This window comes from Streptomyces sp. CB02400, assembly GCF_001905725.1.
GTDB lineage: Bacteria > Actinomycetota > Actinomycetes > Streptomycetales > Streptomycetaceae > Streptomyces > Streptomyces atrovirens.
Genome location: NZ_LIWB01000001.1, coordinates 594,009 through 612,818 on the forward strand (window position 1 = coordinate 594,009; position 18,810 = coordinate 612,818).

The 18,810-nt window shown below is 72.6% G+C and carries 13 protein-coding genes; 7 read left to right on the forward strand and 6 right to left on the reverse strand.

The window, feature by feature from the left end; genetic code table 11:
• Window positions 1–230 precede the first annotated feature (230 nt).
• The 3 genes from AMK33_RS02460 to glgX form a co-directional block, all read right to left on the reverse strand.
• On the reverse strand, window positions 231–1,475 hold the full coding sequence (locus AMK33_RS02460) for a M14 family zinc carboxypeptidase (protein WP_073930991.1): 1,245 nt from the start codon (window positions 1,473–1,475) through the stop codon (window positions 231–233).
• 67 nt (window positions 1,476–1,542) lie between these two features.
• The gene (treY, locus tag AMK33_RS02465) at window positions 1,543–3,900 is read right to left on the reverse strand and encodes a malto-oligosyltrehalose synthase (protein WP_073930992.1); all 2,358 of its coding nucleotides are present in this window, start codon (window positions 3,898–3,900) and stop codon (window positions 1,543–1,545) included.
• Window positions 3,901–3,984: 84 nt separating this feature from the next.
• Window positions 3,985–6,123: a glycogen debranching protein GlgX gene (glgX, locus tag AMK33_RS02470; RefSeq protein ID WP_073930993.1), complete on the reverse strand. Its 2,139-nt coding sequence runs from the start codon at window positions 6,121–6,123 to the stop codon at window positions 3,985–3,987.
• A 301-nt stretch (window positions 6,124–6,424) separates the two neighbouring features.
• On the opposite strand from glgX, the gene AMK33_RS02475 reads away from it, so the two are divergent.
• Together AMK33_RS02475 and AMK33_RS02480 are read left to right on the forward strand one after the other, a co-directional pair.
• Window positions 6,425–7,666: an SAV2148 family HEPN domain-containing protein gene (locus AMK33_RS02475; protein ID WP_073930994.1), complete on the forward strand. Its 1,242-nt coding sequence runs from the start codon at window positions 6,425–6,427 to the stop codon at window positions 7,664–7,666.
• Between the two features lie 108 nt (window positions 7,667–7,774).
• Entirely contained in the window at window positions 7,775–8,497 is a 723-nt protein-coding gene (locus tag AMK33_RS02480) for a 3'-5' exonuclease (RefSeq protein ID WP_073930995.1), read from the forward strand.
• A gap of 22 nt (window positions 8,498–8,519) precedes the next feature.
• On the opposite strand, the gene AMK33_RS02485 is transcribed toward AMK33_RS02480, so the two are convergent.
• On the reverse strand, window positions 8,520–9,383 hold the full coding sequence (locus AMK33_RS02485; protein ID WP_073930996.1) for an aminoglycoside phosphotransferase family protein: 864 nt from the start codon (window positions 9,381–9,383) through the stop codon (window positions 8,520–8,522).
• Window positions 9,384–9,565: 182 nt separating this feature from the next.
• Here AMK33_RS02485 and AMK33_RS02490 point away from each other — a divergent pair, with 182 nt between their 5' ends.
• The 3 genes from AMK33_RS02490 to AMK33_RS02500 are packed head-to-tail and all read left to right on the forward strand — an operon-like array spanning window position 9,566 to window position 12,614.
• Window positions 9,566–10,504, forward strand: coding sequence for a carbohydrate ABC transporter permease (locus AMK33_RS02490; protein WP_073930997.1), 939 nt, complete (start codon window positions 9,566–9,568; stop codon window positions 10,502–10,504).
• On the forward strand, window positions 10,501–11,334 hold the full coding sequence (locus AMK33_RS02495; RefSeq protein ID WP_073930998.1) for a carbohydrate ABC transporter permease: 834 nt from the start codon (window positions 10,501–10,503) through the stop codon (window positions 11,332–11,334). Before AMK33_RS02490 ends, AMK33_RS02495 begins: the two co-directional genes overlap by 4 nt.
• Complete coding sequence (locus AMK33_RS02500; RefSeq protein WP_073930999.1) at window positions 11,334–12,614, forward strand: ABC transporter substrate-binding protein; 1,281 nt, start codon at window positions 11,334–11,336, stop codon at window positions 12,612–12,614. The genes AMK33_RS02495 and AMK33_RS02500 overlap by 1 nt, the downstream gene beginning before the upstream one ends.
• Window positions 12,615–12,813: 199 nt before the next feature.
• Here AMK33_RS02500 and AMK33_RS02505 read toward each other — a convergent pair whose 3' ends face one another.
• On the reverse strand, window positions 12,814–13,662 hold the full coding sequence (locus AMK33_RS02505; protein WP_073931000.1) for a LysR family transcriptional regulator: 849 nt from the start codon (window positions 13,660–13,662) through the stop codon (window positions 12,814–12,816).
• A gap of 148 nt (window positions 13,663–13,810) precedes the next feature.
• Here AMK33_RS02505 and AMK33_RS02510 point away from each other — a divergent pair, with 148 nt between their 5' ends.
• Window positions 13,811–14,551 carry an NADPH-dependent F420 reductase gene (locus AMK33_RS02510; RefSeq protein WP_268817347.1) on the forward strand — a complete coding sequence of 247 codons (741 nt, stop codon included), beginning with the start codon at window positions 13,811–13,813 and terminating at the stop codon, window positions 14,549–14,551.
• A 472-nt stretch (window positions 14,552–15,023) separates the two neighbouring features.
• Window positions 15,024–16,214, forward strand: coding sequence for a macrolide-inactivating glycosyltransferase (mgt, locus tag AMK33_RS02515; RefSeq protein WP_079194716.1), 1,191 nt, complete (start codon window positions 15,024–15,026; stop codon window positions 16,212–16,214).
• A 99-nt stretch (window positions 16,215–16,313) separates the two neighbouring features.
• Here mgt and AMK33_RS02520 read toward each other — a convergent pair whose 3' ends face one another.
• A complete protein-coding gene (locus AMK33_RS02520) occupies window positions 16,314–18,569 on the reverse strand; it encodes an MMPL family transporter (protein WP_073931002.1) in 2,256 nt (751 codons plus the stop codon).
• Between the last annotated feature and the right edge of the window lie 241 nt (window positions 18,570–18,810).

The following is an 18,810-nucleotide window of genomic DNA, read 5'->3' on the forward strand; positions in this document are numbered from 1 at the left end:
ATCGCCGGGCTGCGTAGTGCCCCCGCCCAGCACCGACACACGCGAGCACCTGGGCCGGCGCGCTGCTTCGCGGTCCGTCTGGAAGGTACGCGCCCCGGCGCTGGCGGGGTGCCGCTGCGCCCACCCTCCCCCACTCTCGGCTTCGCACGAGCGGGGGCACCCCCATCGCCCCGGGGGCACCTCCCAGGCCCTTGAGGCACTGGGGGAGGCACGGCTGCCCAGCAGCTACGTCAGGGGGTCTGTTCGCGCGCCTGGCGCGCAGTCACCAGCACCGTACGGCACTGGTGCTCGACCTGATGCTCCACCGGCACCCACCGAGCCCGAAAGCGCCCGGCGAACGCGTCGCTCCAGCGCGCGACCAGCCCCTCCAGCCGAGCCGCCGCCCCCGCGTCACTCTCCCGCAGCGCCCGCCGCAACATCGCCGCCGCCCTCAACGGCACCCGCCGCACGAACGCGTCCACGCTCCCCACATACGCCCGCGTACCGTCCACGGGCGGCGTGCGGACCAGGTCGGCGGCCAGCCCCGGCACCAGCTCCAGCCCCCAGGTGGCCGCCCGCAGCAGCGGACTGTCTCCCTCCACCCGCCGTGCTTCCTCCAGCACCCGCCGCACCTCATCCGCGTCCCGCAGCAGCCGGTCCGCGAGACGGCGCAGCGCCGCGTCCGGGTCCGGATGCGGCGCCGTGTCGTCCACCAGGTCGCCGGCCCACATCGGCACCTCGATCACCGCCGTCAGACCGCCGTACCGGTGGGCGTGGTGCCAGGTGCTGTGCCGCGCGTCGTCGGTCAGGCTCGGATAGGCCGGCACGGCCCCCGCCGCCGGCATCACATGCACCCCGGGACCGGACGCCGGCCAGCCCGCCGCGTCCGAGGCGCTCGTCTCCACCGGAATGTGCAGCTGCGCCGCCGACTTGGCGAACGGTTCCGCGAGCCCGGGTACGTCCCTCGTCAACTGCACCCAGCTACCGCCCAGATCGGTGCCGTGCAGGGACACCTGCAGATAGGGCCGCACCTCGTCGATGACCCCGGTCAGCGCCCGGGTCTCGGGCGGCAGCCGGCCGGGCGGCAGCACCGACGGCGCCCACTCCGGCTGCTCCGGCCCCGAGGGACGGAAGAACCCCAGGTGGTAGTCGTACAGACTGCGCGGCGCAGGCGTCACATGGAGGCTCGCCCCGTCGGGGTCCGCGCACAGCAGGAAGTGCCACGACGTGCCGTCGCGCAGCTCCCGTTCCTGAACCGTCCGCCGGGCCAGCGCGAGGAGCGTGGCCCCGCCGGCCGGTTCGTTGGCGTGGGCGCCGGCGACCACCAGCACGGCCTGCCGCGCGTGTCCGACGGACAGCAGGTGCAACGGCCGGCCCGCGCGGGAGACCCCCACCTGCCGCAGGACGCACAGACCGGGCGACCCGGCCGCCAGCGCGCGGGCGGCGGAGACCAGTTCGGCCACCGTCGGATAGCGCAGCTCCAGCAGCGGACCCACCCCCCGTCACACCACCCGAATCCGCATTGCGCAGTACCCCACGGCGGGGAGGCGGTGTCAAGGGCGCTCAGTCCGGGAGCCGCTCCAGCAGCACCACGGGTGAGCGCCCGAGCAGTTCCGCCACGCGCGCGTGCCCGCCGAACTCCCGTCCCGTCTCCAGCACGTCGGCCCACCGTCCCGGTGGCAGGGGCAGGCGGGTGTCGCGCCAGCCGCCCGCCTCCGCCAGCCGCAGCGACAGCCGGGTCACGGCAGTGAGCACCTCGCCGGAGCGCACGAAGGCCAGGCAGTGCGCCGCCGCGGGCCCCTCGGCGGACAGCGGTTCGTACGAGGCCGTGTCACCGAAGACGTCCGGCCGCCGCGCCCGCAGCCGCAGCGCCGCCCGCGTCACCGCCTCCTTGCCGCTCCCGTCGCTCCCGTCGTCCATGAACCGGACGGGCCGCCGGTTGTCCGGGTCGACCAGCGCCCGGTACTCGTGCTCCGTGCCCTGGTAGAGGTCGGGCACCCCCGGCATCGTCAGCTGCACCAGCGCCGTACCCAGTACGTTCGCCCGGATGTGCGCCTCCAGCGAGGCGCGGAACGCCGCCACCCGCTCGCCCGGCACCCCGCACGGCCCCGCCGCCACGAACCGCGCCACCGCCTCCTCGTACGGCGGCTCCTGCTCCGTCCAGCTCGTGTACAGGCCCGCCTCCCGCACATGCTTCAGCAGCGCCCCGCGCACCCGCTCCTCCTCCGCAGGACCGAGCCCGAACACCGTCTGCCAGGCCGCCCACGCCAACTGCGCGTCCGGCACGCCCTCGCCCGCGCGGGTGACCTCCGCCAGGACGTCCGCCCAGCGCTCCGGGCACTCGGTGAGCACCTGCAGCGCCGCCCGCACATCGGCACTGCGCTTGGTGTCGTGCGTGGAGACGACCGTCCCGGTCGACGGCCAGTCGCGCTGCACGCGCGCGCAGTACGCGTGGAACCGCTCCGGGGACACCGCCGGGTCACCGGGGTTCCCGCCCACCTCCGTCGCCGACAGCAGCGGCACGTAGCGGTAGAACGCCGTGTCCTCCACGGACTTGGCCCGCAGCGCCGACGCGGTCTGCGCGAACCGCGTACGGAACTCCACGTACTGCGCGCCGTCCCCGTACCGCCCGAGCACCAGGTCCCGTACGACGTCCACCGCCCCGGCCTCCTCGGGGACGGCGAAGGCGAGCCGGGCCTCGGCGGCGGCCTCCTCGGTGACGACACCGGCCGCGTCCACGGAGGCGTAGGGGCGGTACACCTCCAGCCGTACCAGCAGCTCCCGGAGGGCGGTGCGCAGCGCCCAGGGCGCGCGGTCGCGCAGCCCGGTCTCCGGGGCGGTCGCGCACAGCCGGCCCGCCACCCGGGTCAGCCGGTCCATCTCGGTGGCCAGCTCGTGCGTGAGCACCTTGTACGCGGCCCGGCGCACCGTGGCGTCCCAGTCGCCGCCCCGGTCCGTCTGCGGGGCCGCGAACCGCCGGTACCGGCCGAGCAGTTCCCCGAACCCCGCCGGGTCCGTGAACAGCCCGTCCACGTGCCGCAGGGCGTCGTAGCCGGTGGTGCCGGCGACCGGCCAGGAGGCCGGCAGCGGCTCCCCGTCGGAGAGGATCTTCTCCACCACCGTCCAGCGGCCGCCCGTGGCCTCGTGCAGCCGCCGCAGATAGCCGTCGGGGTCGGCCAGCCCGTCGGGGTGGTCGACGCGCAGCCCGTCGAACACGCCCTCCCGGAGCAGCTCCAGGATCTTGGCGTGCGTGGCCTCGAACACCTCCGGATCCTCCACCCGCACCCCGATCAGCTCGGAGATGCTGAAGAACCGCCGGTAGTTCAGCTCGGTCCGCGCCAGGCGCCACCACACGGGGCGGTACCACTGCGCGTCCAGCAGTTCCGGCAGCGGCAGTCCGGCCGTCCCCTCGCGGAGCGGGAACGCGTGGTCGTAGTAGCGCAGCACGTCGCCGTCGGTCTTCAGGTGCTCGGCCTCCTGACCGAGCGGACCCCCGAGCACCGGCAGCAGCACCTGGCCGCCCTGCGCCTCCCAGTCGATGTCGAACCACCGCGCGTGGCGCGACGCGGGGCCGTCGCGCAGCACCTCCCACAGGGCGGGGTTGTGGCGCGGGGACATCGCCATGTGGTTCGGGACGATGTCCACGACCAGGCCGAGCCCGTGCTCCCGTGCGGTGCGCGCCAGCTCCCGCAGGCCCTCCTCACCGCCCAGCTCCTCGCGCACGCGCGTGTGGTCCACCACGTCGTAGCCGTGCTGCGAGCCGGGCACGGCCTCCAGGACGGGCGACAGGTGCAGGTGGGACGCGCCGAGCGAGGCCACGTACGGTACGGCGTCCGCCGCCGCCTGGAACGGGAAGCCGGGCTGCAGCTGCAGCCGGTAGGTGGCCGTGGGCACCGCCGGGTCAGGTCGCTCAGGGGTCATGGGAACCTACGTACCCGCGTGGCCGCTTCTCGTGTCATCGCTCCTCCGTTCGGTGGCGGAAAACGTAAGGGGCCGCGCGCCCGCCTACGTCGGCCGTTGCAGCACCGTCATGCTGCGGTCGGTCAGGGTCAGCCGGGTGCCGGCCGTCACCTTCGGTCCGGTCCCTGGCGGGACGCCGTCCGCGCGGGCGGTGTCGACGACCACCTGCCACTGCCGGCCGTGGTCGACCGGCACCACGAAGTCCAGCGGCTTCGGCGAGGCGTTGAACATCAGCAGGAACGAGTCGTCGGTGATGCGCTCCCCGCGCTGTCCGGGCTCGGAGATCGCGTTGCCGTTGAGGAACACCGTCAGCGCCGACGCCCGCGCGGAGTCCCAGTCCCGCTGGGTCATCTCCGCGCCCTCGGGAGTGAACCAGGCGATGTCGGAGAGGTCGTCGTGGGTGCCCTCCACCGGCCGGCCGTGGAAGAAGCGGCGCCGCCGGAACACCGGGTGGTCCTTGCGCAGCCACACCATCGCGCGGGTGAACTCCAGCAGCCGCCGGCGCGGGTCCTCCCCGCCGTCCTCCCCCTCGCCGGGCGCGGGCCAGTCCAGCCAGGCCAGCTCGTTGTCCTGGCAGTAGGCGTTGTTGTTGCCGCGCTGGGTGCGGGCCACCTCGTCGCCGTGGCTGATCATCGGCACGCCCTGGGACAGCATCAGCGTGGCGATGAAGTTGCGCATCTGCCGGGCCCGCAGCCGCAGCACGTCCGGGTCGTCGGTCTCGCCCTCGGCGCCGCAGTTCCAGGACCGGTTGTGGCTCTCGCCGTCCCGGTTGTCCTCGCCGTTGGCCGCGTTGTGCTTGTCGTTGTACGACACGAGGTCGTGCAGCGTGAAGCCGTCGTGGCAGGTGACGAAGTTGATCGAGGCCAGCGGGCGGCGCCCGTCGTCCTGGTACAGGTCGGAGGAGCCGGTCAGCCGGGAGGCGAACTCCGCGAGCGTGCGCGGCTCGCCCCGCCACAGGTCCCGCACGGTGTCGCGGTACTTGCCGTTCCACTCGGTCCACAGCGGCGGGAAGTTGCCCACCTGGTAGCCGCCCTCGCCCACGTCCCACGGCTCGGCGATCAGCTTCACCTGGGAGACGATCGGGTCCTGCTGCACCAGGTCGAAGAACGACGACAGCCGGTCCACCTCGTGGAACTGCCGCGCGAGGGTCGCCGCCAGGTCGAAGCGGAACCCGTCGACGTGCATCTCGGTGACCCAGTACCGCAGCGAGTCCATGATCATTTGTAGTACGTGCGGGGACCGCATGAGCAGGGAGTTCCCCGTGCCCGTCGTGTCCATGTAGTACCGGGGGTCGTCGGTCAGCCGGTAGTACGACGGGTTGTCGATGCCCTTGAGGGACAGCGTGGGGCCCAGGTGGTTGCCCTCGGCGGTGTGGTTGTAGACCACGTCCAGGATCACCTCGATCCCGGCCTCGTGCAGCGCCTTCACCGCCGACTTGAACTCCAGCACCTGCTGGCCCCGGTCGCCCCAGGACGCGTAGGCGTTGTGCGGGGCGAAGAAACCGATCGTGTTGTAGCCCCAGTAGTTGTTCAGGCCCATGTCCACCAGGCGGTGGTCGTTGACGAACTGGTGCACCGGCATCAGCTCCAGCGCCGTCACCCCCAGCTCGGTCAGGTGCTCGATCACCGCCGGGTGTGCGAGGGCCGCGTAGGTGCCGCGCAGTTCCTCCGGCAGCCCCGGGTGACGCATGGTGAGACCCTTGACGTGGGCCTCGTAGATCACCGTGTGGTGGTACTCCGTACGGGGGCGCCGGTCGTCGCCCCAGTCGAAGTACGGATTGACCACGACCGACGTCATCGTGTGCGGCGCGGAGTCGAGGTCGTTGCGCCGGTCGCGGTCGTCGAAGTGGTAGCCGTACACCTCCTCGCCCCAGTCGATCTCCCCGCTGATCGCACGCGCGTACGGGTCGAGCAGCAGCTTCGCCGAGTTGCAGCGCAGCCCCCGCTCGGGGGCGTACGGCCCGTGCACACGGAAGCCGTACCGCTGCCCGGGCATGACCCCGGGCAGGTACGCGTGCCGCACGAACGCGTCGCTCTCGCGCAGTTCGATCGCGGTCTCGGAGCCGTCGTCGTGCAGCAGACACAGCTCCACTCGGTCCGCGGCCTCCGTGAAGACCGCGAAGTTCGTTCCGGCGCCGTCGTACGTGGCACCGAGCGGATACGCCTCGCCAGGCCAGACCTGCATGGATACGACTCTTTCAGGTGTACGGCGCCGGTGGGGCGCCTTGGCTCCGAGTGTTTCCGTGTCTCCCCGAACGGACGGGAACAACCTTCTACCCAGGCCCACCGGGTCCGATGACCCGTGCCCGCCGCTCATCCCGCTATGAATCAGCTCACTCCCGGGGGCGCTCCGGGCGGAACGGTCCCGTGATTGCGGGAAGTTGGGAAACGACCCTGTCCATCGGGCTGCACCGTGCGCCGCTGGCGGAGTACTCTCCTTGATCGTCAGGACGGGAGTACTCGGGGGAGCGGAAGGCGGTAAGCGGGTGGGCGCGGGAGGGCTGGAACTCCCCCCTGGTGACGACGGTCACGAGGGGAGCAGTTCCACGGACGTCCCGCCCGGTGCGGTGTCCCTGGCACGGCCGATGGACGCGGGCTCGATCGGGCCGGAGCTGGACTGGGGCGCCGACGCCTGGCGCGAGGTGCGCACCCGCGCCCAGCGGGCCGGCCGCGCCTACATCTGGCTGAACCTCGTCGAGCAGCGGCTGCGCGCGGTCGTGGCGGCCGTGCTGCGGCCCGTCTACGAGCCCGTGCACGGCGACGACTGGGTGGTCGCCGCCGCCGGGCCCGCCGGACAGGAGTGGGTGCAGCGCGCGGTCGCGGTGCGCGAGGTCAGCCGCCGCAAGGGCTATCTGCTCGACCCGGCCGACGACAACGTCCTGTCCTTCCTCACGCTGCCGCAGCTGCGCGAGCTGATGGTGGCGCACTGGCCCTGCTTCGAGCCGTACTTCGACGACCGCCGGGACGTCGAACTCGCCCTGGACGAGCTGGAGGTCACCCGCAACGTCGTCTCCCGCAACCGCGCGCTGTCCGAGGCGGTCCTCAGCCAGGCCGAGCGGGCCTCCGCGCGGCTGCTGGAGATGCTCGGCGCCGGCGGCGACGTGCCGTCCGCGCGCCGGCTGCCCGTCGACGCGGTCGAGGACCTGGTCGGCGACCGGTACGCCGACGTGGTCGCCGTCCACCCGGACCGGGTGCGGCTGCTGCGCCAGTTCCCGGCCGAGGACATCTTCGGCGGGGCCCGTCGGCTCGACGCCCTCGGCATCGGCCTCAACCTGCTGGTGCAGAACTTCTCCGGGCGCCGTCTGGTGCGGCTGGCGGAGTCCGGCTGCCGGGTGCGGCTGCTGTTCCTGAACCCGGCCTCCAGCGCGGTCAAGCGCCGCGAGCGTGAACTCGGCCTCAAGCGCGGCGAGCTCGGCCGCAGCGTCGAGATGAACATCCTGCACATGCGCCGGGTCCGCTCCCGGCTGCGCGACCCCGGCGCCTTCGAGATCCAGGTCTACGACGAGACGCCCCGCTGCACCGCCTACCTCGTGGACGGGGACGGGTCGGACGGCATCGCGGTCGTGCAGAACCATCTGCGCCGGGCCCGGGGCATGGAGGCACCGGTGCTGGTCCTGCGCAACGGGACCAAAGTGGTCAAGCCGGGAGAAGCCGAGGAAGGCGGGCTGTTCCCCACCTACCGCGAGGAATTCGAGCTGATGTGGACGGATTCGCGCCCGGTGTCGTGAACGCCCCGGGTCGGGGCCGGTAAGCGGAACGCGATCCTCTGATTGTCAGTGGTGCGTGCGAAGGTGGGAACCACTGGGGGAACGCACCACACAGAAGGGGGACAGCCCATGGGCTGGCACCGGGAGCCGCTGATCGGCTTCGACCTGGAGACGACGGGTACCGACCCGCGCGAGGCACGGATCGTCACGGGGGCCGTGATCGAGGTCAGGGCGGGGGAGCCGGTCGGCCGCCGGGAGTGGCTGGCCGACCCGGGCGTACCGATCCCGGAGGACGCGGTGGCCGTCCACGGCATCAGCAACGAGCGGGCGACCGCCGAGGGCAGCCCCGCCGACCGGGTCGCCGACGCCATCGCCGACGTCCTCACCGCCCACTGGAGAGCGGGCGTCCCGGTCGTCGCCTACAACGCCGCCTTCGACCTGTCCCTGCTCTCCGCCGAACTGCGGCGGTACGGACTGCCGTCCCTGCGCGACCGCCTGGGCGGCGCCGATCCCGGCCCGGTCATCGACCCGTACACCATCGACCGTTCCGTCGACCGCTACCGGCGCGGCAAGCGCAACCTCGAAGCGGTCTGCGCGGAGTACGGCGTCGTCCTCGACGCGGCGCACGACGCGACCGCCGACGCCCTCGCCGCGGCCCGGCTGGCCTGTGCGATAGCCGGCCGCCACCCCGCGGTCGCGGCCCTCGACCCGGCGGAGCTGCACCGCCGCCAGATCGAGTGGTACGCCGCATGGGCGGCGGACTTCCAGGACTTCCTGCGCCGCAAGGGCGACACCACCGCGGTGATCGACGGCACCTGGCCGCTGCGGGAGCCGGCGGGCGAGCGGGTCTGACGCGCCGGAGGGGCCGTCCGGATCAGAAGGGATACCAGCGCACGGTCTCGTCCCCGTCCCGCAGCGACGCCACCCGGCGCCGGAACTCGGCCAGCGCCTTGGGGTTGCCCGGCGCGTGCTGGGCGACCCAGGCACAGCTTGCGGTCTCCCGCGCGCCGCGCAGCACCGAGCAGCCCTCCCAGGCGCGCACGTCCCAGCCGTAGACGCCGGTGAAGGACGCGTACGCCTCGTCCGGCAGCCCGTAGCGGTCGTGCGAGAGGGCCATCACCACCAGATCGTGCTCGCGCAGATCGGCCGAGAAGGTCTCCAGGTCGACCAGGACCGGCCCGTCCGGCCCGATGTGCACATTGCGGGGCAGCGCGTCCCCGTGGACGGGGCCCGGCGGCAGGTGAGGGGTCAGTGCCGCGGCGGCAGAGGCGAAACCGTCGCGCCGCTCGCGCAGATACGACGCGTCCGCGGGGTCGATCGCGTCGCCCGCGAGCCGCAGCCAGCGCTCCACCCCGCCCAGCAGCTCGCGGGGCGGCAGGGAGAAGCCAGGAGCGGGCAGCGCGTGCACCAGCCGCAGCAGTTCGGCCAGATCCCGTGGCCCGGCGGGCCGCACCGCCTCCGGCAGCCGGTGCCACACGGTCACCGGGTGCCCGTCGACCAGCAGCGCCTCCGGCTCGGCCGCCCGCACCGCCGGCACGCCCTCCTCCGCCAGCCACCCCGCGACGGCCAGCTCCCGGCGGGCCCGCTCCAGCAGCTCGGCGTCTCGGCCCACCTTGACGGCCAGGTCACCGGCGGCGAACACCGCGTTCTCCCCGAGGGCGAGCAGCCGCGCGTCCGCCGCCGCACCGGGCAGCACTCCCGCCGCCGCCAGTACGTCCCGCGCCCGTGCCTCGTCCATCCGTCCGCCTCCATGTCCGTCCACGCCCGATCACCGGCCCCGTCCGACCGCCGGGATCCGGCCATCCGTCGGCCAGTGTCGCATTCGCACAGGTGGCGGCGGTGTGCGCGGTGCCTTGACGAGGCAGGACGCCTTCACGACCATGACCTGGCCCACCCGCGCCGCGCAAAGGGGCTGATTCCGTGACGTCAGTGACCGAGGTGAGGAGACCGGCACCCCGCGCGCCCGACCCGAGCCGCGGAACCGGGCGGGCCGTCGACCACGGCCCCTGGTTCCTGGTGCTGCCCGCGCTGATCCCGATCCTCGTCCTCAGCGTCGGCCCGCTGCTCTACGGCGTCCTGCTGGCCTTCACCGACGCCCAGTCCGGGCGCACCGAGCCGACCCGGTGGATCGGCACCCTCAACTTCCAGGACCTGCTGCACGACACGCTGTTCTGGGAGTCGTTCCGCATCGGCCTGGTGTGGGCCGTCGGGGTGACGGTGCCGCAGTTCCTGCTGGCGCTCGGCCTGGCCCTGCTGCTCAACCAGGACCTGAGGCTGCGCTGGCTCGCCCGCGCCCTGGCGATCGTCCCCTGGGCGATGCCCGAGGTCGTCGTCGGCATCATGTGGCGGATCGTCTACAACCCGGACGCCGGCATCCTCAACGAGACACTGCGCGACCTCGGCCTGGGGGACGGCCGGGACTGGCTCAGCGGGCTCGCCACCGCCCTGCCCGCGGTGATCGTCGTCGGCGTGTGGGCCGGAATGCCCCAGACCACGGTCGCGCTGCTCGCCGGGCTCCAGAACACCCCGCGCGAGCTGCACGAGGCGGCGGCGGTGGACGGCGCCGGCGCCTGGCGCCGCTTCCGGACGGTCACCTGGCCCGCCATCCGCCCCGTCGCCCTCGCCATCACGGCGCTCAACCTGATCTGGAACTTCAACTCCTTCGCCCTGGTCTACGTGCTGACCAACGGCGGCCCCGGCGGACGCACCCGGCTGCCCATGCTCTTCGCCTACGAAGAGGCCTTCCGCTACGGGCAGTTCGGCTACGCGGCGGCGATGGGCTGCGTCATGGTCGCCGCCGTCTCGATCGCGCTGGCCGTCTTCCTCGCCGGCCGGCTCCGGGGAGGTGACACGGCATGAGGACCTCCACCGGCGCCCGCGTCGGCCAGTACGCCGCGCTGCTCGCGTATCTCGTCTTCCTCGCCTTCCCGTTCCTCTGGCTGCTCTCCACCGCCTTCAAGCCGCCGACCGAGCTGGCCAGTCTGCATCCGACCTGGATCCCCCAGGACCCCACCCTCGCCAACTTCCGCCAGGCCTTCGACGAACAGCCGCTGCTGCGGGCCGCCCTCAACTCCCTGCTCGCCGCGCTCGCGTCGGCCGTCGTCGCCGTCGTCGTCGCCACCCCGACGGCGTATGTGATGGCCCGTCACCGCACCGCGCTCGCCCGGGCCGCCACCGGCTGGGTGGTGGTCAGCCAGGCGTTCCCGTTCGTGCTGCTGATCATCCCGCTCTTCCTGGTGCTGAAGAACCTGCGGCTGATCGACTCCGTGCCCGGCCTGGTGCTGGTCTACGTGGTCTGGGCGCTGCCCTTCGCCCTGTGGATGCTCACCGGATACGTCCGCGCCGTACCGGCCGAGCTGGAGGAGGCGGCGGCCGTCGACGGGGCCGGGCGGCTGCGGACCTTGGTGTCGGTGACCGTGCCGCTGCTCGCGCCGGGGATCGTGGCGACCGCGCTGTTCGCCTTCGTCACCGCGTGGAACGAGTTCTTCTTCGCCCTCGTCCTGCTCAAGACCCCGGAGAAACAGACCCTGCCGGTCGTCCTCACCCACTTCATCGGTGCCGAGGGAGTCGCCGACCTCGGCCCGCTGGCGGCCGCCGCGTTCCTCGCGACGCTGCCCTCCCTGGTCGTCTTCGCGATCATCCAGCGGCGGATCACGGGCGGCGTGCTCGCCGGGGCGGTGAAGAGCTGATGCGGACCAGAATCCTCGTGACGGCGCTCGCCGTCGCCCTGCTCCTCGCGGGCTGCTCCTCCGGCGGCACCCGCGACGACGGCCGGATCACCCTGCGGTTCCAGTCCCTGGCCTGGCAGGAGGAGTCCGTCGAGGCCAACAAGGAACTCGTCGAGGAGTGGAACGCGGCCCACCCGGACATCCGGGTGGAGTACGTCCAGGGCAGCTGGGACAGCGTCCACGACCAGCTCCTCACCTCCTTCGAGGGCGGCGAGGCCCCCGACATCATCCACGACGCCTCCGACGACCTCGCCGACTTCGCCTACGGCGGCTACCTGGCCGATCTGACGGAGCTGCTGCCCGGGCGGCTGAAGTCCGACATCCCGCCCCGCGGCTGGGAGACCGTCACCTTCGACGACGGCGTCTACGGCGTGCCCTTCCTCCAGGAACCGCGCGTGCTCATCGCCAACGCCACCTGGCTGAAGGAGTCCGGCGTCCGCGTCCCGACGCCCGAAGCCCCATGGAGCTGGGACGAGTTCCGCCGGGTGACGAAGCGGCTCGGCGGCGACGGGAGGTACGGCGTCGCCTGGCCGCTCAAGGAGCCGGTGTCCGCCACGCTCAACCTGTCCCTCTCGGCCGGCGGCCGGCTCTTCCACCGGGGCGACGACGGCAAGGTGACCGTGCGGTTCGAGGAGGGCGACGAGGTCGTCCCGCGCACCGTCCACGAGCAGGTGAACACCGACCGCAGCGCCTCGCCCACCACGCTCGGCAGCGGCGGCTCCGACACCCTGCCCGGTTTCTTCGCCGGCAAGTACGCGATGGTGCCGCTCGGCTTCTCCTACCGCCAGCAGATCGTCCAGCAGGCGCCGGAAGGCTTCGACTGGCAGGTGCTGCCCGCCCCGGCCGGAGCCGGCGGACTCACCCAGGGCGTCAGCCCGCAGACCCTCTCCGTCGCCGAGGACTGCCCGCACAAGGAGGAGGCCGTGGCCTTCCTCGACTTCCTGCTCCGGCCGGAGAACATGGTCCGGCTCGCCCTCGGGGACTGGATGCTGCCCACCGGCAGCCGGGCCCTCGCCGACCCCGCCCTGCGCACCGCCGAACACGGCTGGGCCACCGGCACGGCCCTCGCCGCGCACCTGCGCCCGGCCCCCGCGCAGACGGTACGGGGCTACCCCGAATGGAAGGACAAGGTCGCCACCCCGGCGCTCCAGGAGTACTACAGCGGCGCGATCGGTCTCGACGAGCTGCGCGAGCGGCTGGAGGAGGACGGCAACCTGGTCCTGGCCCGCTACCAGCGCTGAGCGCGGCCGGGTCGGAGGGCGGTGCCCGGTGGTCGATGACGGCGAGCGCGCCGCCGTCCTGGCCCGGCGGGAGCGCGGAGAACCGATCCGCATCGTCGCCGTCGGCCGAGTTCGGTGACCAAGCCCGGCGCATTGCCGTTGGTGCGGGGCGGGACGAGGTGTTCCTTCCCAGGAAGACCTGCCTGCCCGAGGCGGAGGTTCAATCCGCGAACGCGGCCACGTACGACGCCACGCACGGCTCCGGGGTGGCCAGGGAGGTGACGACATGGCCGTCGACGGTCACCGGCGGGTCGAGCGGCAGCCGGAGCAGCCGCTCGGAGCGGGACCCGTCGAGCTGTTCGGCCGGCACCAGCGTCCAGCCCTCGGGGTCCCGGCCCACCTCGAACAGCACGCTGAGCATGTCCCCGGCAGGCGGCCGCAGCGGGGCCACGGGCAGGGCGGCGAGGATCGCGTCATGCATCGGCGGGTCACTGTCGCGGGCGGGAAGCCGCAGACCGCACGGATCGAGGTCGTGCAGGCCGACCGAGGACCTGCGGGCGGCGGGGTGTTCACGCGCGAGCACTGCGTGCAGCGGCTCGGACCAGGCGCGCACCACCGTCACCGTCGCGGAGGTGAGCGCGCCCCGCACCAGCGCCAGGTCCAGCTCGCCGTCGCGGACGGCGTCGAGTCGCGCGGTCACCGGCAGGTCGACCAGTTTCGGCTCGGCGGGGCGTTCGCCGGCGCTCAGGCGGCCCACCGCCCGGTCGAGCCGTCGGGTGACGCAGGACGCGACCCCGATCCGCAGGACGGCCGCCGGTTCTCCGGCGACCACCCGCACCCGGGCCGCCGCAGCGAGGGTCCTACGGGCCGCAGCGAGCACTCGCTCGCCGACCGGGGTGAGCCGTACCCGGCGTGAGGTGCGGTCGAGCAGGCGCACGCCGAGCTCGCGTTCGAGTCGGGCGATCTGCTGGCTCACCGCCGGCTGCACTATGCCCAGCCGTTGCGCCGCGCGCCCGAAGTGCAGCTCCTCGGCGACGGTCACGAAGTACTGCAGCGCTCTCAGTTCCATCCGCCTGATCTATCACATGATGTGATTGCTGCCGAGCGTTTCTGACCATTGTTCGCGCAGGTCACTCCGGCTGTGATGGGTACGAACCCGCCGGAGCGGTCCTGTCCGCCGGATGCCGCGACGCGGGGAAACGCGAACGGAGAACAGAGTGAGCACAACAACCCTCGGCGTCATCGGCACCGGCATGGTCGGCCTCGGGGCCGCCCGCCGCGCCGTCGACGCCGGCCTGAGCGTCGTCCTGAGCAACTCACGCGGCCCCGAGACGCTGGCCGACCTCGTCGCGGAGCTCGGCGAGCGGGCCCGCGCGGCCACCCCGGCCGAAGCGGCGAGCGCCGGTGATCTGGTCATCGCGGCCGTGCCGCTGGCCGCCCACGAGCGGCTGCCCCGGGCGGAGCTCGCCGGCAAGACCGTGATCGACCCGATGAACTACGCGCCGAATTCCGACTTCGAAGTGCCGGAACTCGACAGCAACGAACTGACCTCCAGCGAACTGGTGCAGCGCCACCTCGCGGATGCCCAGGTGGTGAAGGCATTGCACAACATCGGCCCCAAGCAGTTGCTGGAGCTGTTCCGCCCGACCGGAGCCCCCGACCGCACCGCGCTGCCGCTTTCCGGCGACGACCCGGACGCCAGGAAGGAGGTGGCCGACCTGCTGGGCCTCCTCGGCTTCGACGCGGTAGACCTCGGCGCACTGGCCGACAGCTGGCGCAGCGAACCCAACACCCCGTTGTACGCCCTCCCGTACGTGGGACAGCCGCCGTCCGGCCTCACCGCCAAGGAGTTCGTGGCATGGGTCCAGCAGGCGCCCGGTGTGCCCGCACCCGCCGCCCGGGTCGAGGAGCTCGCCGCCGCCGCGGTGCGGGGGCCCGCGGGTTTCCGGATGGAGTAGAGGGCGATCCGCCCCGAGGGTACGGCCGAGCGTCCGCTCACCGTCACCGCGAACGTCATCCGGGTGCTGCGGCACGGGGATCCCCGGGACCTCCGCCCGGGGGCTTACCGGGCAGCGGCCGTTTCCCGGCCCCGGTCCCGTAGGGGCGTCCGCCGCAGCCGGGGTGGGCGGTGATGGACACCGTGTCGCGGATGACTCTCCGGCGGGCGGGCTCGGCCTGCTCGGGGCGGCGCCCACGCGCGTAGGCGGCCGCTCCGGCTCCGGGGGCCGCGCGCCCGCCGCCACCGAGCCGTCGTCGACCCCGCCGGGCTGCCGCCGGAATCCGGTCCGGTCCTCCTCACTGCCCGACCCCGACCCCGACCCCGACGCCCACCGGAGCCGGCGGCACCTGGTCGAGCCGGGATCCTCCGGAGCCGACGGCACGAGATCGAAGAGGTTGCACGAGACGTATCGTCTCGTCTATGGTTCCGGCATGACCACTCCCGCTCACATCGCCATGTTCTCCATCGCCGCCCACGGCCACGTGAACCCGAGCCTCGAGGTGGTCCGCGAACTCGTGGCGCGCGGTCACCGGGTCACGTACGCGATCCCGCCGCTGTTCGCCGAGAAGGTCGTGGAGACGGGAGCCGAACCCAAACTGTGGAACAGCACGCTGCCGGGCCCCGACGACGACCCGGAGGCCTGGGGCAGCACGCTGCTCGACAACGTGGAACCGTTCCTCGCCGACGCCGTCCAGGCGCTCCCGCAGCTCATCGAGGCCTACGAGGGCGACACCCCCGACCTCGTCCTGCACGACATCACCTCCTACCCGGCGCGCGTGCTCGGCCACCGCTGGGGCGTGCCCGTCATCTCCCTCTCGCCGAACCTCGTCGCCTGGGACGGGTACGAGAAGGAGGTCGCCGAGCCGATGTGGGAGGAGCCGAAGAAGACCGAGCGGGGGCAGGCCTACTACGCCCGCTTCCACGCCTGGCTGGAGGAGAACGGGATCACCATGAGCCCCGACGACTTCGGGGGCCGCCCCGCCCGCTCGATCGTCCTGATCCCCAAGGCGCTCCAGCCGAACGCCGACCGGGTCGACGAGGGCGTGCACTCCTTCGTCGGGGCCTGCCAGGGCGACCGGAGTGCCGAGGGCGACTGGCAGCGGCCCGCCGGTGCGGAGAAGGTCGTGCTCGTATCACTCGGGTCGTCCTTCACCAAGCAGCCGGCCTTCTACCGGGAGTGCGTCAAGGCGTTCGCGGATCTGCCCGGCTGGCACCTGGTGCTCCAGGTCGGCAAGCACGTCGACCCCGCCGAGCTGGGGGACGTACCGGAGAACGTCGAGGTGCGGTCCTGGGTGCCGCAGCTCGCGATCCTGAAGCAGGCCGACCTGTTCGTCACCCACGCGGGGGCCGGCGGCAGCCAGGAGGGGCTGGCCACGGCCACCCCGATGATCGCCGTACCGCAGGCCGTGGACCAGTTCGGCAACGCGGACATGCTCCATGGGCTCGGAGTGGCCCGGCACGTTCCGGCCGACGAGGCGAAGGCCGAGGTGCTGAGGGCGGCGGCCCTCGCCCTGGTCGACGACCCGGAGGTCGCACGGCGGCTGAAGGACATCCAGGCCGAGATGGCCCAGGAGGGCGGCACTCGCCGGGCGGCCGACCTCATCGAGGCGGAGCTGCCCTAGCGCGACCGCGCCCACCCGTGCCGCCCCAGCGGCACGACTGCCCGCAGTCACGACAAGGGCCCGGCGGAGAACCGCCGGGCCCTTGTCGCAGCTAGCCGATCACACCGGTACGCGGTCGCCCTCGTCGTCCCGTGACGTCGGCGGTGTCACCGCCGCCGCCTCCGGCGACTCGTCATGGGTGAGGTCGGGCATCCGGTGCAGCCACTTCGGCAGGTACCAGTTGCGCTCGCCGAGCAGCGTCATCACCGCGGGCAGCAGCACGCCCCGGATGATCGTCGCGTCGATCAGCACCGCCGCCGCGAGGCCGACACCCATCTGCTTCATGGACTGCATGGACAGTGTCCCGAAGATTCCGAACACGGCGACCATGATGATCGCGGCACTGGTGACCACGCCGGCCGTGGTGACCACACCGTGCTGGACCGCGTCCCGCGTCGTACGGCCCCGCAGCCGGGCCTCGCGGATCCGGGAGACCACGAACACGTGGTAGTCCGTCGACAGGCCGAACAGGATCACGAAGAGGAACAGCGGCAGCCATGTGATGATCGCGCCGACACCCTCCGCGCCCACCAGGGACGCGCCCCAGCCGTGCTGGAAGACCGCCACGAGGATGCCGTACGCGGCACCCACCGACAGCAGGTTCAGCACGATCGAGGTGATCGCGACCGTCAGCGAGCGGAACGACAGCAGCATCACCAGGAAGGCGAAGACCACCACGAAGGCGAAGACCGGGACCACGGAGCCGACCAGCTGGTCGTTGAAGTCCTTGTTCCCGGCGACCTGCCCGGTGATCGGCGCCTCGACGCCGTCGACCTCACCGAGTGTGGCGGGCCGTACCTCGTCGCGCAGCGTGTCCAGGCTCTCGGCCGCCTTGTCCTGGTCGGAGCCGCCCACCAGCGGGACGTAGACGAACGCGACGTTCTGCTGGTCGTGCAGCTTGATCTCGACCGGGCCGCGCGAGGCCCCCGAACTGATCGCCCGCTCACGGAACTCGGCGAGCGCGGTCTTCACCTCGGGCGCGTTGATGTCGTCCGCCTTGACGACCACCTCGGCCGGCTCGGAGCCGCCCGGGAAGGCGGCGTTGACCCGGTTGTACGTCTGCACGATCGGCAGCGAGTCGCCGAACTCCTGGTCCAGCGTGAGGTTCTGCGTCTTCATCCCGACCGCCGGAGCGGCCACGGCCAGCAGCGCACCGGTCGCCACCACGACCGACAGCACCGGCTTGGCGAGCACCCGCTTCAGTACGGCCGACCAGAACCGGCTGTCACCGCTGCCGCCGGTGCGGCGCCGGCGCAGGAACGGCACGCGGCCCTTCTCGACCCGCTCGCCCAGCAGCGAGAGGAGCGCGGGCAGGACGGTGACGGAGCCGACCATGGCGACCGCCACGACCATCAGCGAGGCCAGGCCCATCGCCTCGAACTCGGCGAGCCCGGTGAACAGCATGCCCGCCATGGCGACACACACCGTGACACCGGAGACGACGATCGCGCGGCCACTGGTGGCGGCGGCGATCCGCAGCGCGGTCTGCGCGTCCCGGCCGGCCGCCCGCTCCTCACGCTCGCGGCGCAGGTAGAACAGGCAGTAGTCGACCCCGACGGCCAGGCCGACCAGCAGCATCACCGAGTTCGCGGTCTCGCTCATCGGCTGCAGATGGCTGACCAGGCCCATCAGACCCATCGTCGCCATGATCGCGGTGATCGCCAGCGCCACCGGCAGCAGCGCCGCCACCAGCGCGCCGAACGCGATCAGCAGGATGCCGAGGGCCACCGGCACCGCGGAGTACTCGGCCTTCTTGAAGTCGTCGCCGAACGCGTCGTCGAACGTCTTCATCATGCTGGCGCCGCCGATCTCCTCGATCCGCAGCGACTCGTGGTCCTTCTGAACCTCCTCCACGGCGTTCAGCACCGGCTCGACCCGCTCACCGGCGGTGTCCGAGTCACCCCGTATGTCGAACTGGACCAGCGCGCTGCGCCCGTCCTTCGAGATGGTGTCGCTCTCGTACGGCGAGGTGACGTCCGTGGCCTCGCCGGTCTTCTCCACGGCCGTGACGACCGCGGTGACCGCCGACCGGAACTCGGCGTCCGTGGCCGTGAGGCCCTCGTCCTTCGCCTGGACGAGCACGGTCTCACTGGCCGGCTCCTCGATGCCGGCGTCCTCGATGATGCGGGCGGCGGTACTGGTCTCTCCCTTGAGCTGATCGCTGTCGCCGACGTCGACCCGGCCCGCGGCCGAACCGAGTCCCATCGCCAGCACGACGAACAGCACCCAGATGCCGACGGCCGCCCAGCGGTGCCGGGCGCTCCAGCCGCCGGCCCGTGCGGCGAGGCCCCGCACCCGTGATTCTCCGTTCCCCATGACGGGCTCGCTCCCTCGTGTTCGGCAGCGACCCCCTGCCGCCACCTGACGCTTTCGAAGGTATGGGCCGGATAAGCCCGTCTCGTCGTGCTGTCCGGTGAAGCTGGGAAACCCCAGGTCATCCCATCGGCGCCCGCCTCCTCCCCACTGGGGAGGACAGCGGCCCCCTACACGTATCCGGCCATGTCGGGGCCGGTGATCAGGGTTCCGGTGCGCCGCCGCCGTCGGACACACCCCCGCG